The organism is Enterobacter sp. 18A13, assembly GCF_007035975.1.
Classification (GTDB): domain Bacteria; phylum Pseudomonadota; class Gammaproteobacteria; order Enterobacterales; family Enterobacteriaceae; genus Enterobacter; species Enterobacter vonholyi.
The window spans coordinates 4,353,038-4,370,138 of record NZ_AP019634.1; the positions used below are offsets into that span (position 1 = coordinate 4,353,038).

Below are 17,101 nucleotides of genomic sequence, written 5' to 3' on the forward strand. Positions count from 1 at the left end.
ATCAAATTCATCCAAAATTTAGATAAATTATGCACAAGACGACGCTGGAACAATGGTCTTTACTGGCGAAAGTGGTGGAAGCGGGCAGCTTTGCCAAAGCCGCGGAAGAAACCCACCGCAGCCAGTCCTCGGTGAGCTATAACCTGTCGCTGCTGCAGGAGCGACTCGGCGTGGCGCTGCTGGTGCCGGAAGGACGACGGGCGGTGTTAACGCCGGCAGGAGAACTGCTGCTCAACCAGGTTAAACCGCTGCTGAAAGCCTTTTCGTACGTTGAGACGCGCGCAGCGACCCTTCGCAACGGAATGCGCACGCGGCTGGATCTGGTGGTGGACTCCATTTTCCCGCGCCGCCGCCTGTTCGCTATTCTACGTGAGTTCCAGCAGCAGTATCCGCAGACCCAGGTACGTCTGACCGAGGTGCTGGAAAATACCCGCGCCGATGCCATTAACGACGAAGCCGATGTGATGGTCTTAACCCGCCGCCAGGATATTACCGGGCTCGGCGAATGGCTGATGAATATCGACTTTGTTGCCGTGGCCCATCATCAGCATCCCCTCTTTCACCTCGACGCGCCGCTTAACGACGACATGCTACGCCCGTGGCCGCTTATCCAGATTGCGGACAGCCAGCCCGCCGCGCGCGCGGCCGGCGAGTCGTGGACCTTCTCCACCATTGATGCCGCCATTGAGGCCGTGGTCTCTCAGGTCGGCTACGGCTGGCTGCCGGAGGAACGTATCCAGACCCAGCTGGATCAGGGCGTACTGAAACGCCTGCCGCTGAGCCACGGCGCACGCAGGGCAACGCCGCTACACCTGATTATAAAGCGCTCTCTCGCCCCGCTTGATGAGCAGGTTGAGACGCTATTGCGCCTTTTTAGCCAGGAGCCGCCATCCTCACCTGCTACGCTTTAAGGTCCGAACGTTAAAACGATAAGGAGCAGATGATGAAAATCGACTTTGCGGGGAAAGTGGCGCTGGTAACCGCCTCAACCGGCGGGATCGGATTCGCCATTGCCAGAGGTTTGGCAGAAAGCGGTGCGGAAGTGATCGTCAATGGCCGGAGCACGGAATCGGTGAATAGAGGCATTCAGCAGCTGCAGCAGGTAGTGCCAGGCGTACAGGTGCGCGCCGCGATTGCCGATCTCAGCACGGCGGAAGGGGTAGAATCGCTGCTGAAGGTGGCGAATAACGTCGATATTCTGGTCAACAACGCCGGGATTTACGGTCCGCAGGATTTCTATGCCACCGACGATGAGACCTGGGAGCGTTACTGGCAGACCAACGTGATGTCCGGCGTGCGTCTGTCCCGCGCCCTTCTGCCGGGCATGGTGCAGAAAGGCTGGGGACGTGTGGTGTTTATCTCCTCCGAGTCGGCCTGCAATATTCCGGCAGATATGATCCACTACGGCGTGACCAAAACGGCGCAGCTCTCGCTGGCGCGCGGGCTGGCGAAGTTCGTGGCGGGAAGCGGCGTGACGGTCAACAGCGTCTTGCCGGGGCCAACGATGTCTGACGGTTTCGCAGAGATGATGAAAGATGAAATCGAAAAAACCGGCAAATCGCTGGAGCAGCTGGCGAAAGAGTTTGTGATGGCCAACCGCCCCAGCTCGGTTATCCAGCGCGCGGCCACGGTTGAAGAGGTGGCCAATATGGTGATTTATGTCTGTTCGACCCAGGCCTCCGCCACCTCGGGCGCGGCGCTGCGCGTCGATGGTGGCGTCGTGGATGACATCATCTGATGCAGTCAGGCCGCGCTGCCTGCGACCCGACGAGCGGTAATATAGTGTGCTTGCCAGTAATCATCCGTCAGGGTTGAAACCGTTACGCCCTGGCTGCTTGAGGCATGAATAAACTGGCTGTCGCCAATATAAACGCCAACGTGCTTGCGGTTCGGACCCGTCTGGAAGAATACCAGGTCTCCGGGCCTCAGGCGATATTGCGCCACCTGCACGCCGCGATGAATTTGCTCGCGCGTCGTGCGGGGTAAATTAAGGTGTGCCGCATCGCTAAACAGGTGCTGCATCAGCGCGGAGCAATCCACCCCGCGATGCGTGGTTCCGCCCCACCGGTACTGGGTGCCTTTCCATTTCTGGTATTGATCGAGAATACGCGAGCGCAGCGGGCCTGTTTCCTGATGCACCAGCGCAGATTTCGCCGGTGAAACTGCCAGCTCACTGTTCATCGAGACCATCGACGCTGAAAGTTGAAAGCTAAACGCAGAAAACGAAGCAAAACTTAACGTGAGGATTGAAATAAGCGATCTAAGAGTCATATCAAGAAAGAAGTAGTGAGTGAGTTTTTCCTTACCTGTGGGGTTCAATGGGTTCCCCTAAATATCTTGCGATGTGGCGATAATATAGACAGGTCGTTTTTTCGCCAATCCTTATCGAGGCCAAAAATAGACTGACTTTGAGATCGCAAGATCGAGAAAAAAATGGTGGGGATATAAGGACTGTCCTGCTAAAGCAGGTAAACTGATCCGCAGAATGTGTATTTCAGCTAAGACGTATTTATGACCAATATGATTGCCGACGAGACGGTGGCAAAATCTAACGTGCTCTCTGTCTTTGACTTTGACGGGACGTTAACGCACCACGACAGCTTTATTCCTTTCCTGCGTTTTGCCTTCGGTAAACGTTACTTCGCGGGCCGCCTGGTGCGCATGGCGCTGCCCACGCTCCACTGCGTGCGTCGCAAGCTGACGCGCGATGAGCTGAAGGAAGTGCTGATTAAAACGTTCCTGACGGGCGTGGATGAACACTGGTTGCGACAGCAGGCGGAAGCGTTTTGCGAAAAATACTGGAACAAGCTGATGCGTCCCGAAGGAGTTCTGGCGGTGGCGGCTGAGGTGAATTCCGGTGCGGAAGTGACCATCTGTTCCGCATCCCCGGCGTTGGTGCTCCAGCCGTGGGCTGACAAACTGGGCATTAAGCTGATTGGCACGCAGCTGGAAGTGAAAGACGGCAAGCTGACGGGGCGCATCACGGGCAATAACTGCCGCTGCGCCCAGAAGGTGGCCAGGCTGGAAAAAGTGTATGGCGATCTCAACGCCTATCACCTGCGCGCCTGGGGAGACACCCGCGGCGACCACGAGCTGCTGGCGGCGGCGCAGGATCCGCACTGGCGGCACTTCCATCACCCGCGCAAACGTCGGAATTCACCGATTAAGGGTTAGGTGCGGTCTGGTGCCCTCACCCCAGCCCTCTCCCACAGGGAGAGGGAGAAAAACGATGCATCAGGCCTCACGTTTTCCCGGGAACATCACGCTCGCAATAATTCCCAGCGCCAGCACGCCCAATACCACAAACAGGCTGGCCGTGGCGCCAATGCTGTAACCGTGATGCCAGAAGTGATCGGTGGCATTTAACCCCAGCTTGAACGCCACGAAGAACAGCAGAAGCACCACCGCCTTCTCGAGATGCACCAGATACTGCTTCAGCGCTTCCAGCACGAAGTAAAGCGTACGCAGGCCAAGAATGGCGAACATCATGGCGCTGTAGATAATCAGCGGTTCGCGGCTCACGGCAATAATGGCCGGCACGGAGTCAAACGCGAACATCACGTCAGAGAGTTCGACGACGGCCACGCAAAGTAATAGCGGCGTCGCATAGCGCTTCGCCTTCTTCACGCGTCCGACCATCACGTCCTGGTTTTCCGGCTTTTCAAGCTCCGCATCCACCTCTTTCTGCGTCAGAATAAAGGCATTGCTGCTGATTTTTGGCCAGACCGGATAGAAGCGCTTCACCAGACGATAGGCGAGATGACCCGAGTAATCTTCCACTTCGTCACTCTCTTCATTGCGTCGGAGCATCATCACCGCCGTCCAGCCGACGACCAGCGCGAAAATCACTTCGACGTAGGGCCCCAGGCTTAACAGGCTGGTGCCGATAGCCACGAAAATACCGCGGAAGACTATCGCCCCCAGCACGCCCCAGTAGAGCACGCGGTGACGGTACTTATCCGGCACGCCGAACCAGGCGAAGATCGCCATCATCACGAACAGGTTATCGACGGAAAGCACCTCTTCCAGCGCGTAGCCGGTGAGGAACAGGCTCGCCATCTCGGCGCCGTGGTGAACGTACAGGAACCCGGCGAAGGCCATCGCCATCATGACCCAGAAAACGGACCACATCGCCGCGCTTTTCAGCGAGATCGGTTTATCGTGACGGTGCATAAAGAGGTCGATAAACATCGCTCCAACGGCCATCACCACAAAGACAACAACGGTTTCAGTCGGGAAACCGAGATGAGCAGCAGACATACAAAACCCTTTTGGCAGACAAAACACAACACCATGCAAACTGGCGTAAACCAGGAACAGAAAAGGGTGGGCTGTTAATCAGCCTTTTCACCCTCAAAGCCGCAGCCCTGTCGGCTACGTAAAGAGGGGTGTACTTTACCTTACCAGGCGGGGATCGCGCATCTGCCGTTTAGGCGCTCATTCCGCGCAAGCGCTGCAGCACCGCCACCAGAACCGCTACAGACCAGCCCACCATCAACGCGCCCACCAGCCCCTCCACCCCGCCGATGAGCCGCCAGTGCTGGGGTAACGTGACGTCGCCGTACCCTACCGTCGCATAGCTCACCAGTGAAAAGTAGAAGCTGGTGTTCCAGTCATTAAACGCGTCGATGACAAAATAAAACGCGGCAAACAGTCCGGCCTCAAGGAGATGGGCGAAGATCATGGAGATCACGATACCGACATTGCGTAAAACAATGCGTACCGCAGAATCGACGTCTAATTTAATGAATTTTAAAACGCCAAACATCCACAGCGAATGAATCACCACGGTTAGGGTAAGCAAAACAATAATACTGAGTAGCTGCATGATGCGTGCTCTGACCAAAGAGAGTATGGCCCCGCGAGCGCGGCGGGGCATCTTGTCGAAGCTTAGTTGAACGGAGAGGAAAAGTTGGTGCAATAATTGCGTTGCGTGATTATTTCTCTGCCGGCACGACCAGCTTGCGGCTGGTTAGCAGCTGAAAACAATATATCCGCAGCGCACTATCTGTGAGTCACCTCTTATTTACATCATTTAAACCTTCCATTAACTGGATAAAAATAACGCGCCGTCGCTATAGTGGTTTTGTTTAATAAAACTAAGTTGTACCTAATAAAACCAAGAACACACCCTGCGAGGATACAATGACAGAACATTTACGTAACGGCGCGACCGCCACCGAGGACATAGAAAGAGAGACGATGCGGAAGGTGATCTGGCGTATTCTCCCGTTTCTGATTGTCAGTTACCTGGTCTCCATTATCGATCGCGGGAATATCGGCATGGCTTCGCTGCAGATGAATGAGGACCTTGGCCTCAGCAAAGCGGCGTTTGGCTTCGCCAGCAGCCTTTACTTCGTGGCCTATTTTTTGTTTGAGGTACCCAGTAATCTGGCCATGCAGAAAGTCGGCGCCCGGCTGTGGATCCCGCGCATTATAATAAGCTGGGGCATCGTCTCCATGGGCATGGCGCTGGTTCAAAACACCACGTCGCTCTATATCGTCCGTTTTCTTCTCGGAGCAGCGGAAGCAGGCTTCTTCCCGGGCGTCGTGCTGTATCTGACCTGGTGGATCCCTGCCCGCTACCGCGCGCGCATTATTGCGTCCTTTATGGTCGCCATCCCGCTCGCTAACTTCATCGGTTCCCCGCTTTCAGGGTTGATACTGTCGCTGGATGGCTGGCTGGGTCTTCGCGGCTGGCATCTGCTGTTCATCATTGAAGGCTTACCTGCGGTGCTGCTGGGTATTGCGGCCTGGTTTATTCTCCGGGATCGCCCTCATCAGGCGAAATGGCTGAGCAATGAACAGAAAAAGTGGCTGGAAACCACGCTGGAAACCGAGCGGAGCCAGCAAAAGAACATTGGGCATCAGACGACGTGGCAGTTGCTGAAGCATCGCCAAATCTGGCTGATGGCGCTGATTTACGCGGGCGCATCGTCCGCGGGCACCACCATCAGCGTCTGGTCTCCTCAGCTGCTGAAATCCTTCCATCTCGATAATCTTGAGACAGGTCTGTTTAACGCTATCCCTTACGGCCTGGCATCGGTTCTGATGATTGTCTGGGGACGACACTCCGATCGCACCAACGAACGCCGCTGGCATACCGCGCTGACGCTGTTCATGATTGCTGCGGGCGTGTTCGCTGCCTTTGTAAACGTCTCGCTCTTTGCCACTATCGTGATCCTGAGCATTATCCTGACGGGTGCGTATTCTATGAAAGGACCTTTCTGGGCGCTGGCATCCGGATGGATGAGCAGCTCCTCGGCAGCGGCGGGGCTGGCCGCGATTGGCGCCATCGCGAACCTGATTGGCGGGGCGGTAATGGTAAATGCCTACGGCATGATCAGCGAGAGAACGGGCAGCTACACGCTGGCTATGCTTCCGCTAGCCGCGCTTTGCCTGGCCGGGGGTATCGCGGTGCTCATTATGGGACGGCAGGCCCGCAACGCTCAGCTACACGAAAAACAGGTCACACATTAGTGATGACAGAAGCGGGACAAATGTCCCGCTTCTGCGTTTAAAGATTTTCTTCCGCCGCGTCGCTCGTTTCACCAAAGAACTGCTGACAGAAGGGCTTACTGGCTCCCATTTTCTGCGACAGACGGCTGGCCGCCGCCTTCATCAATGGCCCTATCTCCTTCTCACGACGATCTTCCGTCAGCCGTGAGATGGGGCCGGTCAGGGCTAACGCCGCAACCAGCTTGTCGTGAACGCCGAAGACAGGCATCGCAAACGCCGCGGTGTGGGGATCGCGTGCGCCTGACGTGTAGAAAGGGAGGTCAGCGTCTCCCTCCGGCAGGCTCTCATTGAGCCCCCAATGGCGCAATACCTTACTGATGGCCGAATTATCGAGCGGGAACTGGCTGCCGGGAAGATTGCTGTGTCGCAGGCCGTGCGACGCTTCCGCGCGAAACAGGCAAAGGCGCTGGCCGCCCTCCAGCACATACCAGCTGGCACTCTCCTGAGACGCCAGGGAGAGCGCCTGAAGCTCTGGCTGAACCACCCGCGAAAGATGGAAAGATTGTTCATACAGCTTGCCGAGGTAAAGCAGACGTGGGCCAAGCGCATAATTGCCGTCTTCATGCCTGACGACGTAATTCATCCGTTCAAGAGAATTCATCAGGCGGTAAACCGTGGTTTTATGATAACCCGACAGCTGTGCCAGCGCGGTCAGCGTCAGGCTCTCATCTCCAGGACGGAAGCAATCCAGTAAAGCCAGCGCTTTTTCAACCGCTACAACGCCTTCATTCCCCATCATTATCTCCTTGTTAGCCCGGCAGTGAGTGTACCTCAAATTTTGTGAGTCACTTCGTGTTTACATCACAAACGCCACCTCGGGTCTGGCTAAAAGGAAAGCAACACCGCTATAGTTGTTTTGTTCTGTACACCTGCATTGTACTCAGTAAAACAATATGGAGACATTCATGTCCGTTTCTGAAAAAAAACCGATTAATCGCCAGTTCGAACGCGTTTCTGCCGAGGATGTTCGTCGGGCAGCCGAGTATCAGGCAGCCATTCTGGCCGACGTGGCCGGTCGCCGCGGTACGCTTCATGGCCGCATCAAACCGCTGGCCCCACACATGTCCGTTGCGGGTCCGGCCATCACCGTGGAAGTCCGTCCGGGGGATAATCTGGCGATTCATGCCGCGATGGCCGTGGCGCAGCCCGGCGATGTCCTGATCGTCGATGGCAAAGGCGACCTGAGCTGCGCGCTGCTTGGCGAAATCATGGCCACTCAGGCTCAGGCGAGCGGCATTGCGGGCATTATTATTGACGGCGCTGTACGTGACGCCGATTCCCTGAGCAAAGGTCACTACCCTGTCTTTTCTGCCGGTCTGAACCCCTGCGGCCCGACAAAGTTAATTTCTGGCCGGGTTAATCATCCCATTTCAGTCGCCGGGGCGACGGTTCAGGCCGGGGATCTGGTTGTCGCGGATATCGACGGCGTGGTCGTCATCCCGCGTGATGAGGTTCAGCAGGTCATCGCCCTGGCAAAAGAAAAGCTGGAGATGGAGACCCGGCGTCTTGCCGCCATCCGTGAAGGCGATTTACGCCCACGCTGGCTAGATGACGCGCTTCGCAAGGCAGGTATGTTAGCCGACGGGGAGACGCTGTGATGGGGGGCAAAGACGTAATTCTGGTTACCGGAAGCGACCTGGCGGAGCAGGCCATGGTGATGCTGCAGGGCTTTGAAGTGGTGTTTGCGGGCCGCCAGCCGACAGAAGATGACCTGATCGCGCTGTGTGAACGACACAATCCCGTGGCGATCCTGGTACGTTACGGCAGGATCACCGCGAAGGTTATGGATGCCGCCCCGGCTCTGCAGGTTATTTCCAAGCACGGAAGCGGGATCGATGTGATAGACCAGGCGGCAGCGGCCGAGCGCAACATCGCCGTCCGCGCTGCGCCAGGCGCAAACGCGGCGGCAGTGGCTGAACATACCTGGGCGCTGATCCTCGCCTGCGCAAAGTCCGTGGTGCCTCTGGACAAGCGGCTGCGGGACGGGCACTGGGATAAGGCGACGCATAAATCCATTGAGCTGGAGGGATTAACGCTGGGGCTAATCGGATTGGGCGCTATTGGCTCGCGCGTGGCGACAATTGGCCACGCCTTCGGTATGAAGGTGCTGGCTTACGATCCCTATGCTAAGACTATGCCTGCCCTGTGCGAACGCGCAGAAACGCTGAACGGACTTCTTTCCCGTTCCGATGTCATCTCTTTGCACTGTCCGCTGACCGATGAGAATCGGGGGATGATCAATAGCGAAACGCTCGCACACTGCAAGCGGAACGCCATTCTGGTCAATACGGCACGCGGTGGACTGATCCACGATGAGTCGTTACTGGCGGCGCTCAGGGATGGCACGCTGCACAGCGCCGCGCTGGACAGCTTTCCCCACGAGCCGCTGACCGCGCCGCACCTCTGGCAGTCCGTAGAAAACGTGGTTATTTCACCGCATATTGGCGGCGTTACCGCAGCGTCATATATCAGGATGGGGACCGTGGCCGCGAGCAATATTCTGGCCGTGACGGACGCAACCACCGTCAGCTTGTAAAGCCAACCGCGACGAGTGGCAGCGCGCTTATGTCACTTGTCTTCTGCCAGCGCCTGAGCACACGCCCAGGCACTTGCCCATGCCCACTGGAAGTTGTAGCCGCCGAGCCAGCCGGTCACATCCATCACTTCGCCAATAAAATAGAGCCCCGGCACGTTGCGCGCTTCCATGGTGCGGGAAGAGAGCTCATTCGTGTCGACCCCGCCCAGCGTAACTTCCGCGGTGCGGTAGCCTTCCGTGCCGTTTGGCTGCACGCGCCAGTTTGTCAGGGTCTCCACCAGAACATCCTGCTCGCGGCTGTTAAGCTGCTTGAGCGACGCGTCGGGGATCTGCCCCAGCGCCTGCAAACATTCCACCAGACGTTTTGGTAGCTGCATTGCCAGGGTATTTTTCAGGCTCTGGTTCGGGTGTGCGGTACGCTGCTCGTTAAGGAACGCGTCGAGATCGCAATCGGGGAGCAGGTTAACCGTGACGAATTCCCCCGGCTGCCAGTAGCTTGAGATTTGCAGTACCGCAGGGCCGGAGAGGCCGCGATGGGTAAAGAGCAGGTTTTCACGGAACACGGTCCCGTCTTCGGCGGTAATGACGGAGGGAACGGACACGCCGGACAGCGTCTGAAGCTGCTCGAGAAGCGGTTTATGCAGCGTGAACGGCACCAGCCCGGCGCGCGTAGGCAGGACTTTCAGGCCAAACTGCTCGGCGATTTTATAGCCGAACGGGGAAGCGCCCAGCCCCGGCATGGACAGGCCGCCGCTGGCAATCACCAGATTATCGGCGCTGACGGTTTCGCCGTTGAGCTGCAGCGTGTAGCCCTGGTCGTCGCGGGAAACCTCCAGCACCTCGGTGCGCAGGCGCATGACCACGCCGCCCTTCTCGCACTCGGCCACCAGCATATCGACAATCTGCTGCGCGGAGTCGTCGCAGAATAGCTGTCCCAGCGTTTTTTCATGCCATGCGATACCGTGCTTACCGACCAGGTCGATAAAGTCCCACTGGGTATAACGCGCCAGCGCAGATTTACAAAAATGACGGTTTTGGCTCAAATAGGCCGCGGGTTCAACATACAGATTAGTAAAGTTGCAGCGCCCGCCGCCGGACATCAGGATCTTACGGCCTGGCTTTTTACCGTTATCCAGCAGCAGCACGCGGCGACCCGCCTGTCCGGCCATTGCCGCACAAAACATACCCGCCGCACCGGCGCCAATTACCACGGCATCAAACCTTTCCACGTCAAAACCCTCTTTGTTAACTGCCGCGGATTGTAAAGTTTCCTCTGTGGTCACACCAGCGTAAAAAGATATTACAAAGGCATTCCATTGAAATTTAAAGAATATCCTTTATGAGGCATTTCTCAAATCAGGTGGTATGTCAAAAAAAGTCTATATTTCACTTTGCCCGCCGCGCATTTGTCCTGGATAATGCGCCGCGTTCATGTCCTCAAAATGGCGTAACGTCCTATGCTACATTTGTTTGCCGGCCTGGATTTACATACCGGGCTTTTATTATTGCTTGCTCTGGTTTTTGTACTGTTTTACGAAGCGATCAACGGCTTCCACGACACTGCAAACGCAGTAGCGACGGTTATCTACACTCGCGCAATGCGATCGCAGCTTGCGGTTGTTATGGCGGCGGTATTTAACTTCTTTGGTGTCCTCCTGGGCGGGCTGAGCGTTGCGTATGCCATTGTGCATATGCTGCCAACGGATCTGCTGCTTAACGTTAGTTCTGGCCATGGCCTCGCTATGGTGTTTTCAATGCTGCTTGCTGCAATTATCTGGAACCTCGGTACCTGGTATTTTGGCCTGCCTGCATCCAGTTCTCACACCCTCATCGGCGCGATTATCGGCATCGGGTTAACCAACGCCCTGATGACCGGAACCTCCGTCGTTGATGCGCTGAACCTGCCTAAAGTATTGGGCATTTTCGGCTCTCTGATCATCTCCCCTATCGTGGGCCTGGTAGTCGCGGGTGGATTGATTTTTATCCTGCGTCGCTACTGGAGCAATACCAAAAAACGTGCGCGTATCCACCTGACGCCAGCAGAGCGTGAGAAGAAGGACGGCAAGAAAAAGCCGCCATTCTGGACGCGTATCGCCCTGATCATTTCCGCTATCGGCGTGGCCTTCTCTCACGGCGCGAACGACGGACAGAAAGGCATTGGACTGGTGATGCTGGTTCTGATCGGCGTCGCACCGGCAGGCTTCGTGGTGAACATGAACGCCTCGGGTTACGAAATCACCCGTACCCGCGATGCGGTCAACAACGTTGAAACCTATTTCCAGCAGCATCCCGATCTGCTGAAAAAAGCGACCGGCGTTGATCAGCTGATCCCTTCTCCGGAAGCCGGTGCCACTACTGCACCCGGCGAGTTCCACTGCCATCCGGCAAACGCGATTAACGCGCTGGAACGTGCGAAAGGCATGCTGGGCGATATCGAAAGCTACGACAAACTGGCTGTAGAACAGCGTGGTCAGCTGCGTCGTATCATGCTCTGTATCTCTGATGTGACCGATAAAGTCGCGAAGCTGCCAGAGGTGAATGGTGACGACCAGCGTCTGCTGAAGAAACTGAAAGGCGATATGCTCAACACCATTGAGTACGCGCCAATCTGGATCATCATGGCCGTCGCGCTGGCGCTCGGTATCGGTACGATGATTGGCTGGCGTCGTGTGGCGACCACCATCGGCGAGAAGATCGGTAAGAAAGGCATGACCTATGCGCAGGGCATGTCCGCGCAGATGACGGCGGCAGTGTCTATCGGTCTGGCGAGTTACACCGGTATGCCGGTATCCACAACCCACGTACTCTCCTCGTCCGTAGCAGGTACCATGATTGTTGACGGTGGCGGCCTGCAGCGCAAAACCGTGACCAACATTCTGATGGCCTGGGTGTTCACCCTTCCGGCCTCAATCCTGCTGTCTGGCGGGCTGTACTGGATTTCGCTGAAGCTGATTTAATCGGTTGAAGGCGACAAAAAAGCGGGTCAGGAAACTGACCCGCTTTTTTATGGCTGTTATTTGCAATCGAACATTTTATAACATTAGGATTTCCTGAACATTTTTTGCTCAAAAGAATTGCGAAGATAACACTATGATGACGGTCAGAAGAAAAACCAGACAAAGGAGAATGTATGGCTTCTGTCCCTATCTCAGGACCGGGTTCAATCGTTATAGCGAACAATATGCGTGAGGCACGCCTTAACGGAATGTCACGCAATATGGCCACTCCCTCAACGTATTACTGGTTCTACCAAAAAGTCCGAAATGGTGGTCCCTGGGATTGCAAAAAGTTCGACCCTTATTTTGCTGCATTTGGTAATTTCAACTTCGGAGCCGCCGGAACTGCAGCAGGCATTCCTGCAAACATCCTTCTTATGGGAGCAGTTTGGGCTCAAAGCCGTGCTGGCACATCAAAACCTGAATGGGGAAAATGGTACGAAAAGCCGCCTTACGGGGACGATCCAACGGACCAACGCAATATCAGAGAAGGAATAGAGTATGCCATTCAAAACGGCTACTAAATGGATTCATCGCCTTGTTACGGTTTCGCTTCTGGCTCTGGTCATTGGATTTGTGTGGCTAAACCACCAGCCCAATCAGCGAAATAACGATGCACTTCAACACGCTTATAAATTATCTGACAGCGTCTGGCTCTATATGACCGTGAACAATCAGGGTGGCGCCACCGTACCCACAATCTACCGTTACTATCTCTCGGAAAAGATAACAGGGAAAGACACCGACATTATCCATCAGTTGGCTAAGAAGCATCCTGTCATTGAAGGTACGGGTACAATTACTGCGGCCAGCATTGATACAAACGGAGACGTTAACATCGCCTATAGCGGGAAGGTTACTTCGATTGAGACCAATATCTCCGGTCTTCGGTTCTCAGTTAAGCCCTGAACCAGAGGAAAGAAGGCGGGGCTGACCCCGCCTGCTGTGGTGATCAGTGCCAAATCATCAATGCAATCATGCTGACGACGACCAGCCCGCACAGGGCACTGGTCAAAATGAACTGACGACGCAGGCGCTCGCAGCGACGGATAAATTCTTCATCGTGATGATCGCGGTAGCGCTGGTAGTAGATGTATCCCACCAGACGCATCTGTTTGCTGGGCTGTCCATGCGAGGTGAAGAACCCTCCACCGTCCACATACTGATAAAGCAACGGATCGCAACCACGAAGTACCACTAACAGCGCACGTAACGATGAGAAGTAGCGCGCCATATTCACTATGCAAACTACGCATAACGCCCAAAACAATGCGACGGTGCTAATCATACATCCTCCCCGGCGTCCGCCCACGAAGCAAGGCTTCTGAGCTACCGCACCCCAATGCCCTGACAGACAGTTCAGTGAAAGAATGACCAAAAGTCGATCCGGTTCGCGTTTTAATATCCGAACGGCTCATTTAATAGTGTAGGAGATCCGTTAATTTTTTTGCCACAAGGTTAATCGTTATCAACACCAAAGCTTGAAAAATATGTTTAACTGGGCCGTAATGAAAGCATCAGACGACGGCTTTCCTATTTAGTCATCGATAACTTAAGGAAGGAGTAACACTATGGCTTACAAACACATTCTCATCGCGGTAGACCTCTCCCCGGAGAGCAAAGTGCTGGTTGATAAAGCGGTATCCATGGCACGTCCCTACAACGCGAAAGTTTCGCTGATTCACGTTGACGTGAATTACTCCGACCTCTACACCGGTCTGATCGACGTCAATCTGGGCGATATGCAGAAGCGTATCTCCGAAGAGACGCACCACGCCCTGAGCGAACTCTCCACCAACGCGGGTTATCCCATTACCGAAACCCTGAGCGGCAGCGGTGACCTGGGCCAGGTGCTGGTTGATGCGATCAAGAAATACGACATGGACCTGGTGGTGTGCGGTCACCATCAGGACTTCTGGAGCAAGCTGATGTCTTCCGCGCGCCAGCTTATTAATACCGTCCACGTGGATATGCTGATTGTTCCACTGCGTGACGAAGAAGACGAGTAAGTGCAAAAAAGCCCGGTGGCGCTAACGCTTACCGGGCCTACAGGCGGCACTAAATGTAGGCCGGGTAAGGCGAAGCCGCCACCCGGCTTTTTTTATTCCGGCGTACCTGAGTAGATATCAAACCGGTGCCCTTTGGTGGTCACCGCGTTAGTGGTCGCCACGTCCGCCAGCGGCGGTGCATAGTCAGGACGCTTCACCACTACCCGCTTCGTCGCCAGCTGACGAGCCGGCTCCAGCAGGCCATCCGCATCCAGATCAGGCCCCACCAGAGACTGAAACACCCGCATCTCTTTCTTCACCAGCGCGCTTTTCTGCTTGTGCGGGAACATCGGGTCGAGATAGACGACCTGCGGGCGCGGGGTGATATCCGTCAGCGCCGTCAGGCTGGAGGCGTGAATCAGCTGCAATCGTTCCTGCAACCACGGCCCGATTTCCGGGTCCGCGTAGCCACGCGTCAGCCCGTCGTCGAGCAGCGCAGCGACCACCGGATTACGCTCCAGCATCCGCACGCGACAGCCGACAGACGCCAGCACAAACGCATCGCGCCCCAGCCCCGCCGTGGCATCGACCACGTCCGGGAGGTAGCTCCCTTTGATGCCAACCGCTTTGGCAACCGCTTCACCACGACCGCCACCGAACTTGCGCCGGTGCGCCATCGCGCCGCCGACAAAATCGACGAAAATCCCGCCGAGCTTCGGTTCATCGCGTTTACGTAATTCGAGGTGTTCTGGTGTCATCACCAGCGCCATCAGGTTATCTTCATCATGTTCCAGCCCCCAGCGGGCGGCCAGAACAGATAAGGCGCCGTCTCCGGCGCCCGTTTCATCTACTAAGCAGATCTTCACGTAACAATCAGCCTTTGATCCCGTAATGCTCAAGCATCGCATCCAGCTGCGGCTCGCGGCCGCGGAAGCGTTTGAACAGCACCATTGGCTCTTCGGAACCGCCGCGGGTCAGGATATTGTCGAGGAACGACTGGCCGGTTTCGCGGTTGAAAATCCCCTCTTCTTCGAAACGAGAGAAGGCATCCGCCGCCAGCACGTCGGCCCACAGGTAGCTGTAGTAACCCGCCGCGTAGCCGCCAGCGAAGATGTGGCTGAACGCGTGCGGGAAGCGGCCCCAGGTTGGCCCAGGGATCACGGCGACCTGCTTTTTAATCTCGGCCAGGGTCTCAAGAATCTTCGCACCCTGCTCCGGGCTGAACTCGGCGTGCAGGCGGAAGTCGAACAGTCCGAACTCCAGCTGGCGCAGGATAAACATCGCCGCCTGGTAGTTTTTCGCCGCCAGCATTTTGTCCAGCAGCTCTTTAGGCAGCGGTTCGCCGGTCTCGTAGTGGCCGGAGATAAACGCCAGCGCGTCTGGCTCCCAGCACCAGTTTTCCATAAACTGGCTTGGCAGCTCGACCGCATCCCACGGCACACCGCTGATGCCTGCCACGCCTGCGGTTTCGATGCGGGTCAACATATGGTGCAGGCCGTGACCGAACTCGTGGAACAGGGTGATCACTTCATCGTGGGTAAAGAGCGCAGGTTTGCCGTTCACCGGACGGTTGAAGTTACAGGTCAGGTAGGCGACCGGCTTCTGCAGAGAACCGTCTGCTTTACGCATCTGGCCCACGCAGTCGTCCATCCACGCCCCGCCGCGCTTGTTCTCACGCGCGTAGAGATCGAGGTAGAAGCTGCCGCGCAGTTCGTTTTTATCGTCATACAGTTCGAAGAAGCGCACGTCCGGATGCCAGACGTCGATATCGGTACGCTCTTTGGCGGTGATGCCATAGATGCGCTTCACCACTTCAAACAGGCCGTTCACGGCTTTGTTTTCCGGGAAGTACGGGCGCAGCTGCTCGTCGCTGATGCTGTAGAGGTGCTGCTTCTGTTTTTCGCTGTAGTACGCGATATCCCACGGCTGCAGCTCGTCCACGCCGAACTCCGCTTTCGCGAAGGCGCGCAGCTGGGCCAGCTCTTTTTCACCCTGCGGACGGGCGCGTTTCGCCAGATCGGTCAGGAAGTCGAGCACCTGCTGCGGGTTCTCCGCCATTTTGGTGGCGAGGGATTTATCGGCGTAGTTTTCGAAGCCCAGCAGCTGGGCCAGCTCGTGGCGCAGGGCGAGGATTTCCGCCATGACCGGGCTGTTGTCCCACTTACCGGCATTCGGCCCCTGATCGGAGGCGCGGGTGCTGTAGGCGCGGTACATCTCTTCGCGCAGGGCCTGGTTGTCGCAGTAGGTCATTACCGGCAGATAGCTCGGGATATCCAGGGTTAACAGGAAACCGTCCTGCTCTTTCGCCTCGGCCTGCGCTTTTGCCGCCGCCAGGGCGCTTTCCGGCATGCCTGTCAGCTCCGTTTCGTCGGTAATCAGCTTCGTCCAGCCCATGGTGGCGTCGAGCACGTTGTTGCTGTACTGGTTGCCCAGCTCGGACAGGCGCGCGGCGATTTCACCGTAGCGGGTCTGCTTCTCTTTTGGCAGGCCAATCCCGGACAGCTCAAAATCACGCAGGGCGTTATCGACCGATTTTTTCTGGGCGGTGTTCAGCTCGGCGTAGTGATCGCCGTCGCGCAGGTCGCGGTAGGCTTTGTAGAGCCCTTCGTGCTGGCCGACCCAGGTGCTGTACTCAGAGAGCAGCGGCAGGGTTTGCTCGTAGGCTTCACGTAGCTCCAGGCTGTTTTTTACCGAGTTCAGGTGGCTTACCGGGGAGAAGATACGCCCCAGCACGTCGTCCACTTCGGCCAGCGGCTGACACAGATTTTCCCAGGTGTACGGCCCGCCCTGCGCGACCACGCTTTCTACCGCCGCGCGGCAGTTGTCCAGCGATTGCGTAACCGCTGGAACCACATGCTCGGGGAGGATTTTAGAAAACGGTGGCAACGAAAAAGGCGTCAGTAATGGATTGGTCATAAACGCTGTCCTGTTGAAATAGGTGAATGAAGCGCGCATCCGGCGCTGTGCATATGGGATCTAGAATGGGGTTAAGTGTAGAGGATTTCAATGCCGGACGTTGTCGAAAAGAGCCCGGTGGTGCTGCGCTTACCGGGCCTACGGGT

Annotated in this window: 18 protein-coding genes; 10 read left to right on the forward strand and 8 right to left on the reverse strand. The window is 56.4% G+C overall.

Annotated features, from left to right (window positions below):
- Positions 1 to 29 precede the first annotated feature (29 nt).
- A complete protein-coding gene (locus tag FOY93_RS21095) occupies positions 30 to 911 on the forward strand; it encodes a LysR family transcriptional regulator (protein ID WP_115876821.1) in 882 nt (293 codons plus the stop codon).
- A 32-nt stretch (positions 912 to 943) separates the two neighbouring features.
- On the forward strand, positions 944 to 1,738 hold the full coding sequence (locus FOY93_RS21100; RefSeq protein ID WP_115876820.1) for an SDR family NAD(P)-dependent oxidoreductase: 795 nt from the start codon (positions 944 to 946) through the stop codon (positions 1,736 to 1,738).
- Between the two features lie 5 nt (positions 1,739 to 1,743).
- Here the strand turns inward: FOY93_RS21100 and FOY93_RS21105 are convergent, their stop codons facing one another.
- The gene (locus FOY93_RS21105) at positions 1,744 to 2,190 is read right to left on the reverse strand and encodes an NlpC/P60 family protein (RefSeq protein ID WP_232057358.1); all 447 of its coding nucleotides are present in this window, start codon (positions 2,188 to 2,190) and stop codon (positions 1,744 to 1,746) included.
- Positions 2,191 to 2,511: 321 nt separating this feature from the next.
- Here FOY93_RS21105 and FOY93_RS21110 point away from each other — a divergent pair, with 321 nt between their 5' ends.
- Positions 2,512 to 3,174: an HAD family hydrolase gene (locus FOY93_RS21110; RefSeq protein ID WP_111963721.1), complete on the forward strand. Its 663-nt coding sequence runs from the start codon at positions 2,512 to 2,514 to the stop codon at positions 3,172 to 3,174.
- 60 nt (positions 3,175 to 3,234) lie between these two features.
- On the opposite strand, the gene FOY93_RS21115 is transcribed toward FOY93_RS21110, so the two are convergent.
- Both FOY93_RS21115 and FOY93_RS21120 read right to left on the reverse strand, forming a co-directional pair.
- Positions 3,235 to 4,260, reverse strand: a complete 1,026-nt coding sequence (locus FOY93_RS21115; RefSeq protein WP_023309545.1) for a TerC/Alx family metal homeostasis membrane protein — start codon at positions 4,258 to 4,260, stop codon at positions 3,235 to 3,237.
- A 169-nt stretch (positions 4,261 to 4,429) separates the two neighbouring features.
- Entirely contained in the window at positions 4,430 to 4,828 is a 399-nt protein-coding gene (locus tag FOY93_RS21120) for a potassium channel family protein (RefSeq protein ID WP_133295284.1), read from the reverse strand.
- A gap of 317 nt (positions 4,829 to 5,145) precedes the next feature.
- On the opposite strand from FOY93_RS21120, the gene FOY93_RS21125 reads away from it, so the two are divergent.
- Positions 5,146 to 6,480 (forward strand): MFS transporter, encoded by a 1,335-nt coding sequence (locus FOY93_RS21125; RefSeq protein WP_143345631.1) that lies wholly within the window; start codon positions 5,146 to 5,148, stop codon positions 6,478 to 6,480.
- Positions 6,481 to 6,517: 37 nt separating this feature from the next.
- Here FOY93_RS21125 and FOY93_RS21130 read toward each other — a convergent pair whose 3' ends face one another.
- Positions 6,518 to 7,255 carry an IclR family transcriptional regulator gene (locus tag FOY93_RS21130; protein WP_133295478.1) on the reverse strand — a complete coding sequence of 246 codons (738 nt, stop codon included), beginning with the start codon at positions 7,253 to 7,255 and terminating at the stop codon, positions 6,518 to 6,520.
- A 169-nt stretch (positions 7,256 to 7,424) separates the two neighbouring features.
- On the opposite strand from FOY93_RS21130, the gene FOY93_RS21135 reads away from it, so the two are divergent.
- Positions 7,425 to 8,117 (forward strand): RraA family protein, encoded by a 693-nt coding sequence (locus FOY93_RS21135; protein WP_133295286.1) that lies wholly within the window; start codon positions 7,425 to 7,427, stop codon positions 8,115 to 8,117.
- Positions 8,117 to 9,055, forward strand: coding sequence for an NAD(P)-dependent oxidoreductase (locus FOY93_RS21140; RefSeq protein WP_133295287.1), 939 nt, complete (start codon positions 8,117 to 8,119; stop codon positions 9,053 to 9,055). Before FOY93_RS21135 ends, FOY93_RS21140 begins: the two co-directional genes overlap by 1 nt.
- 32 nt (positions 9,056 to 9,087) lie before the next feature.
- Here FOY93_RS21140 and FOY93_RS21145 read toward each other — a convergent pair whose 3' ends face one another.
- Positions 9,088 to 10,284: a BaiN/RdsA family NAD(P)/FAD-dependent oxidoreductase gene (locus FOY93_RS21145; protein ID WP_136195967.1), complete on the reverse strand. Its 1,197-nt coding sequence runs from the start codon at positions 10,282 to 10,284 to the stop codon at positions 9,088 to 9,090.
- Between the two features lie 228 nt (positions 10,285 to 10,512).
- Here FOY93_RS21145 and pitA point away from each other — a divergent pair, with 228 nt between their 5' ends.
- The 3 genes from pitA to FOY93_RS21160 all read left to right on the forward strand — a co-directional run bounded on the left by pitA (position 10,513) and on the right by FOY93_RS21160 (position 12,960).
- Complete coding sequence (pitA, locus tag FOY93_RS21150; RefSeq protein ID WP_143345632.1) at positions 10,513 to 12,012, forward strand: inorganic phosphate transporter PitA; 1,500 nt, start codon at positions 10,513 to 10,515, stop codon at positions 12,010 to 12,012.
- Positions 12,013 to 12,185: 173 nt separating this feature from the next.
- A complete protein-coding gene (locus tag FOY93_RS21155; RefSeq protein WP_197737686.1) occupies positions 12,186 to 12,575 on the forward strand; it encodes a polymorphic toxin type 44 domain-containing protein in 390 nt (129 codons plus the stop codon).
- On the forward strand, positions 12,553 to 12,960 hold the full coding sequence (locus FOY93_RS21160) for a hypothetical protein (RefSeq protein ID WP_136195968.1): 408 nt from the start codon (positions 12,553 to 12,555) through the stop codon (positions 12,958 to 12,960). The genes FOY93_RS21155 and FOY93_RS21160 overlap by 23 nt, the downstream gene beginning before the upstream one ends.
- A 43-nt stretch (positions 12,961 to 13,003) precedes the next feature.
- Here FOY93_RS21160 and uspB read toward each other — a convergent pair whose 3' ends face one another.
- A complete protein-coding gene (gene uspB, locus FOY93_RS21165; RefSeq protein WP_003861224.1) occupies positions 13,004 to 13,339 on the reverse strand; it encodes a universal stress protein UspB in 336 nt (111 codons plus the stop codon).
- A gap of 283 nt (positions 13,340 to 13,622) precedes the next feature.
- Between uspB and uspA the strand changes: the two genes are divergently transcribed.
- Complete coding sequence (uspA, locus tag FOY93_RS21170) at positions 13,623 to 14,060, forward strand: universal stress protein UspA (protein WP_003861223.1); 438 nt, start codon at positions 13,623 to 13,625, stop codon at positions 14,058 to 14,060.
- Positions 14,061 to 14,152: 92 nt separating this feature from the next.
- Here uspA and rsmJ read toward each other — a convergent pair whose 3' ends face one another.
- Positions 14,153 to 14,905, reverse strand: a complete 753-nt coding sequence (gene rsmJ / locus FOY93_RS21175) for a 16S rRNA (guanine(1516)-N(2))-methyltransferase RsmJ (RefSeq protein WP_017384177.1) — start codon at positions 14,903 to 14,905, stop codon at positions 14,153 to 14,155.
- 7 nt (positions 14,906 to 14,912) lie between these two features.
- Positions 14,913 to 16,955: an oligopeptidase A gene (gene prlC / locus FOY93_RS21180; RefSeq protein WP_143345633.1), complete on the reverse strand. Its 2,043-nt coding sequence runs from the start codon at positions 16,953 to 16,955 to the stop codon at positions 14,913 to 14,915.
- Positions 16,956 to 17,101: the final 146 nt, after the last annotated feature.

Coding starts and splice junctions, on each gene's coding strand:
- prlC (WP_143345633.1), bottom strand. CDS start 16,955: ATGACCAATCCATTACTGACGCCTTTTTCGTTGCCACCGTTTTCTAAA.
- FOY93_RS21130 (WP_133295478.1), bottom strand. CDS start 7,255: ATGGGGAATGAAGGCGTTGTAGCGGTTGAAAAAGCGCTGGCTTTACTG.
- FOY93_RS21100 (WP_115876820.1), top strand. CDS start 944: ATGAAAATCGACTTTGCGGGGAAAGTGGCGCTGGTAACCGCCTCAACC.
- FOY93_RS21140 (WP_133295287.1), top strand. CDS start 8,117: ATGGGGGGCAAAGACGTAATTCTGGTTACCGGAAGCGACCTGGCGGAG.
- FOY93_RS21105 (WP_232057358.1), bottom strand. CDS start 2,190: ATGGTCTCGATGAACAGTGAGCTGGCAGTTTCACCGGCGAAATCTGCG.
- FOY93_RS21095 (WP_115876821.1), top strand. CDS start 30: ATGCACAAGACGACGCTGGAACAATGGTCTTTACTGGCGAAAGTGGTG.
- FOY93_RS21135 (WP_133295286.1), top strand. CDS start 7,425: ATGTCCGTTTCTGAAAAAAAACCGATTAATCGCCAGTTCGAACGCGTT.
- uspB (WP_003861224.1), bottom strand. CDS start 13,339: ATGATTAGCACCGTCGCATTGTTTTGGGCGTTATGCGTAGTTTGCATA.
- FOY93_RS21160 (WP_136195968.1), top strand. CDS start 12,553: ATGCCATTCAAAACGGCTACTAAATGGATTCATCGCCTTGTTACGGTT.
- pitA (WP_143345632.1), top strand. CDS start 10,513: ATGCTACATTTGTTTGCCGGCCTGGATTTACATACCGGGCTTTTATTA.
- uspA (WP_003861223.1), top strand. CDS start 13,623: ATGGCTTACAAACACATTCTCATCGCGGTAGACCTCTCCCCGGAGAGC.
- FOY93_RS21125 (WP_143345631.1), top strand. CDS start 5,146: ATGACAGAACATTTACGTAACGGCGCGACCGCCACCGAGGACATAGAA.
- FOY93_RS21110 (WP_111963721.1), top strand. CDS start 2,512: ATGACCAATATGATTGCCGACGAGACGGTGGCAAAATCTAACGTGCTC.
- FOY93_RS21120 (WP_133295284.1), bottom strand. CDS start 4,828: ATGCAGCTACTCAGTATTATTGTTTTGCTTACCCTAACCGTGGTGATT.
- FOY93_RS21115 (WP_023309545.1), bottom strand. CDS start 4,260: ATGTCTGCTGCTCATCTCGGTTTCCCGACTGAAACCGTTGTTGTCTTT.
- FOY93_RS21155 (WP_197737686.1), top strand. CDS start 12,186: ATGGCTTCTGTCCCTATCTCAGGACCGGGTTCAATCGTTATAGCGAAC.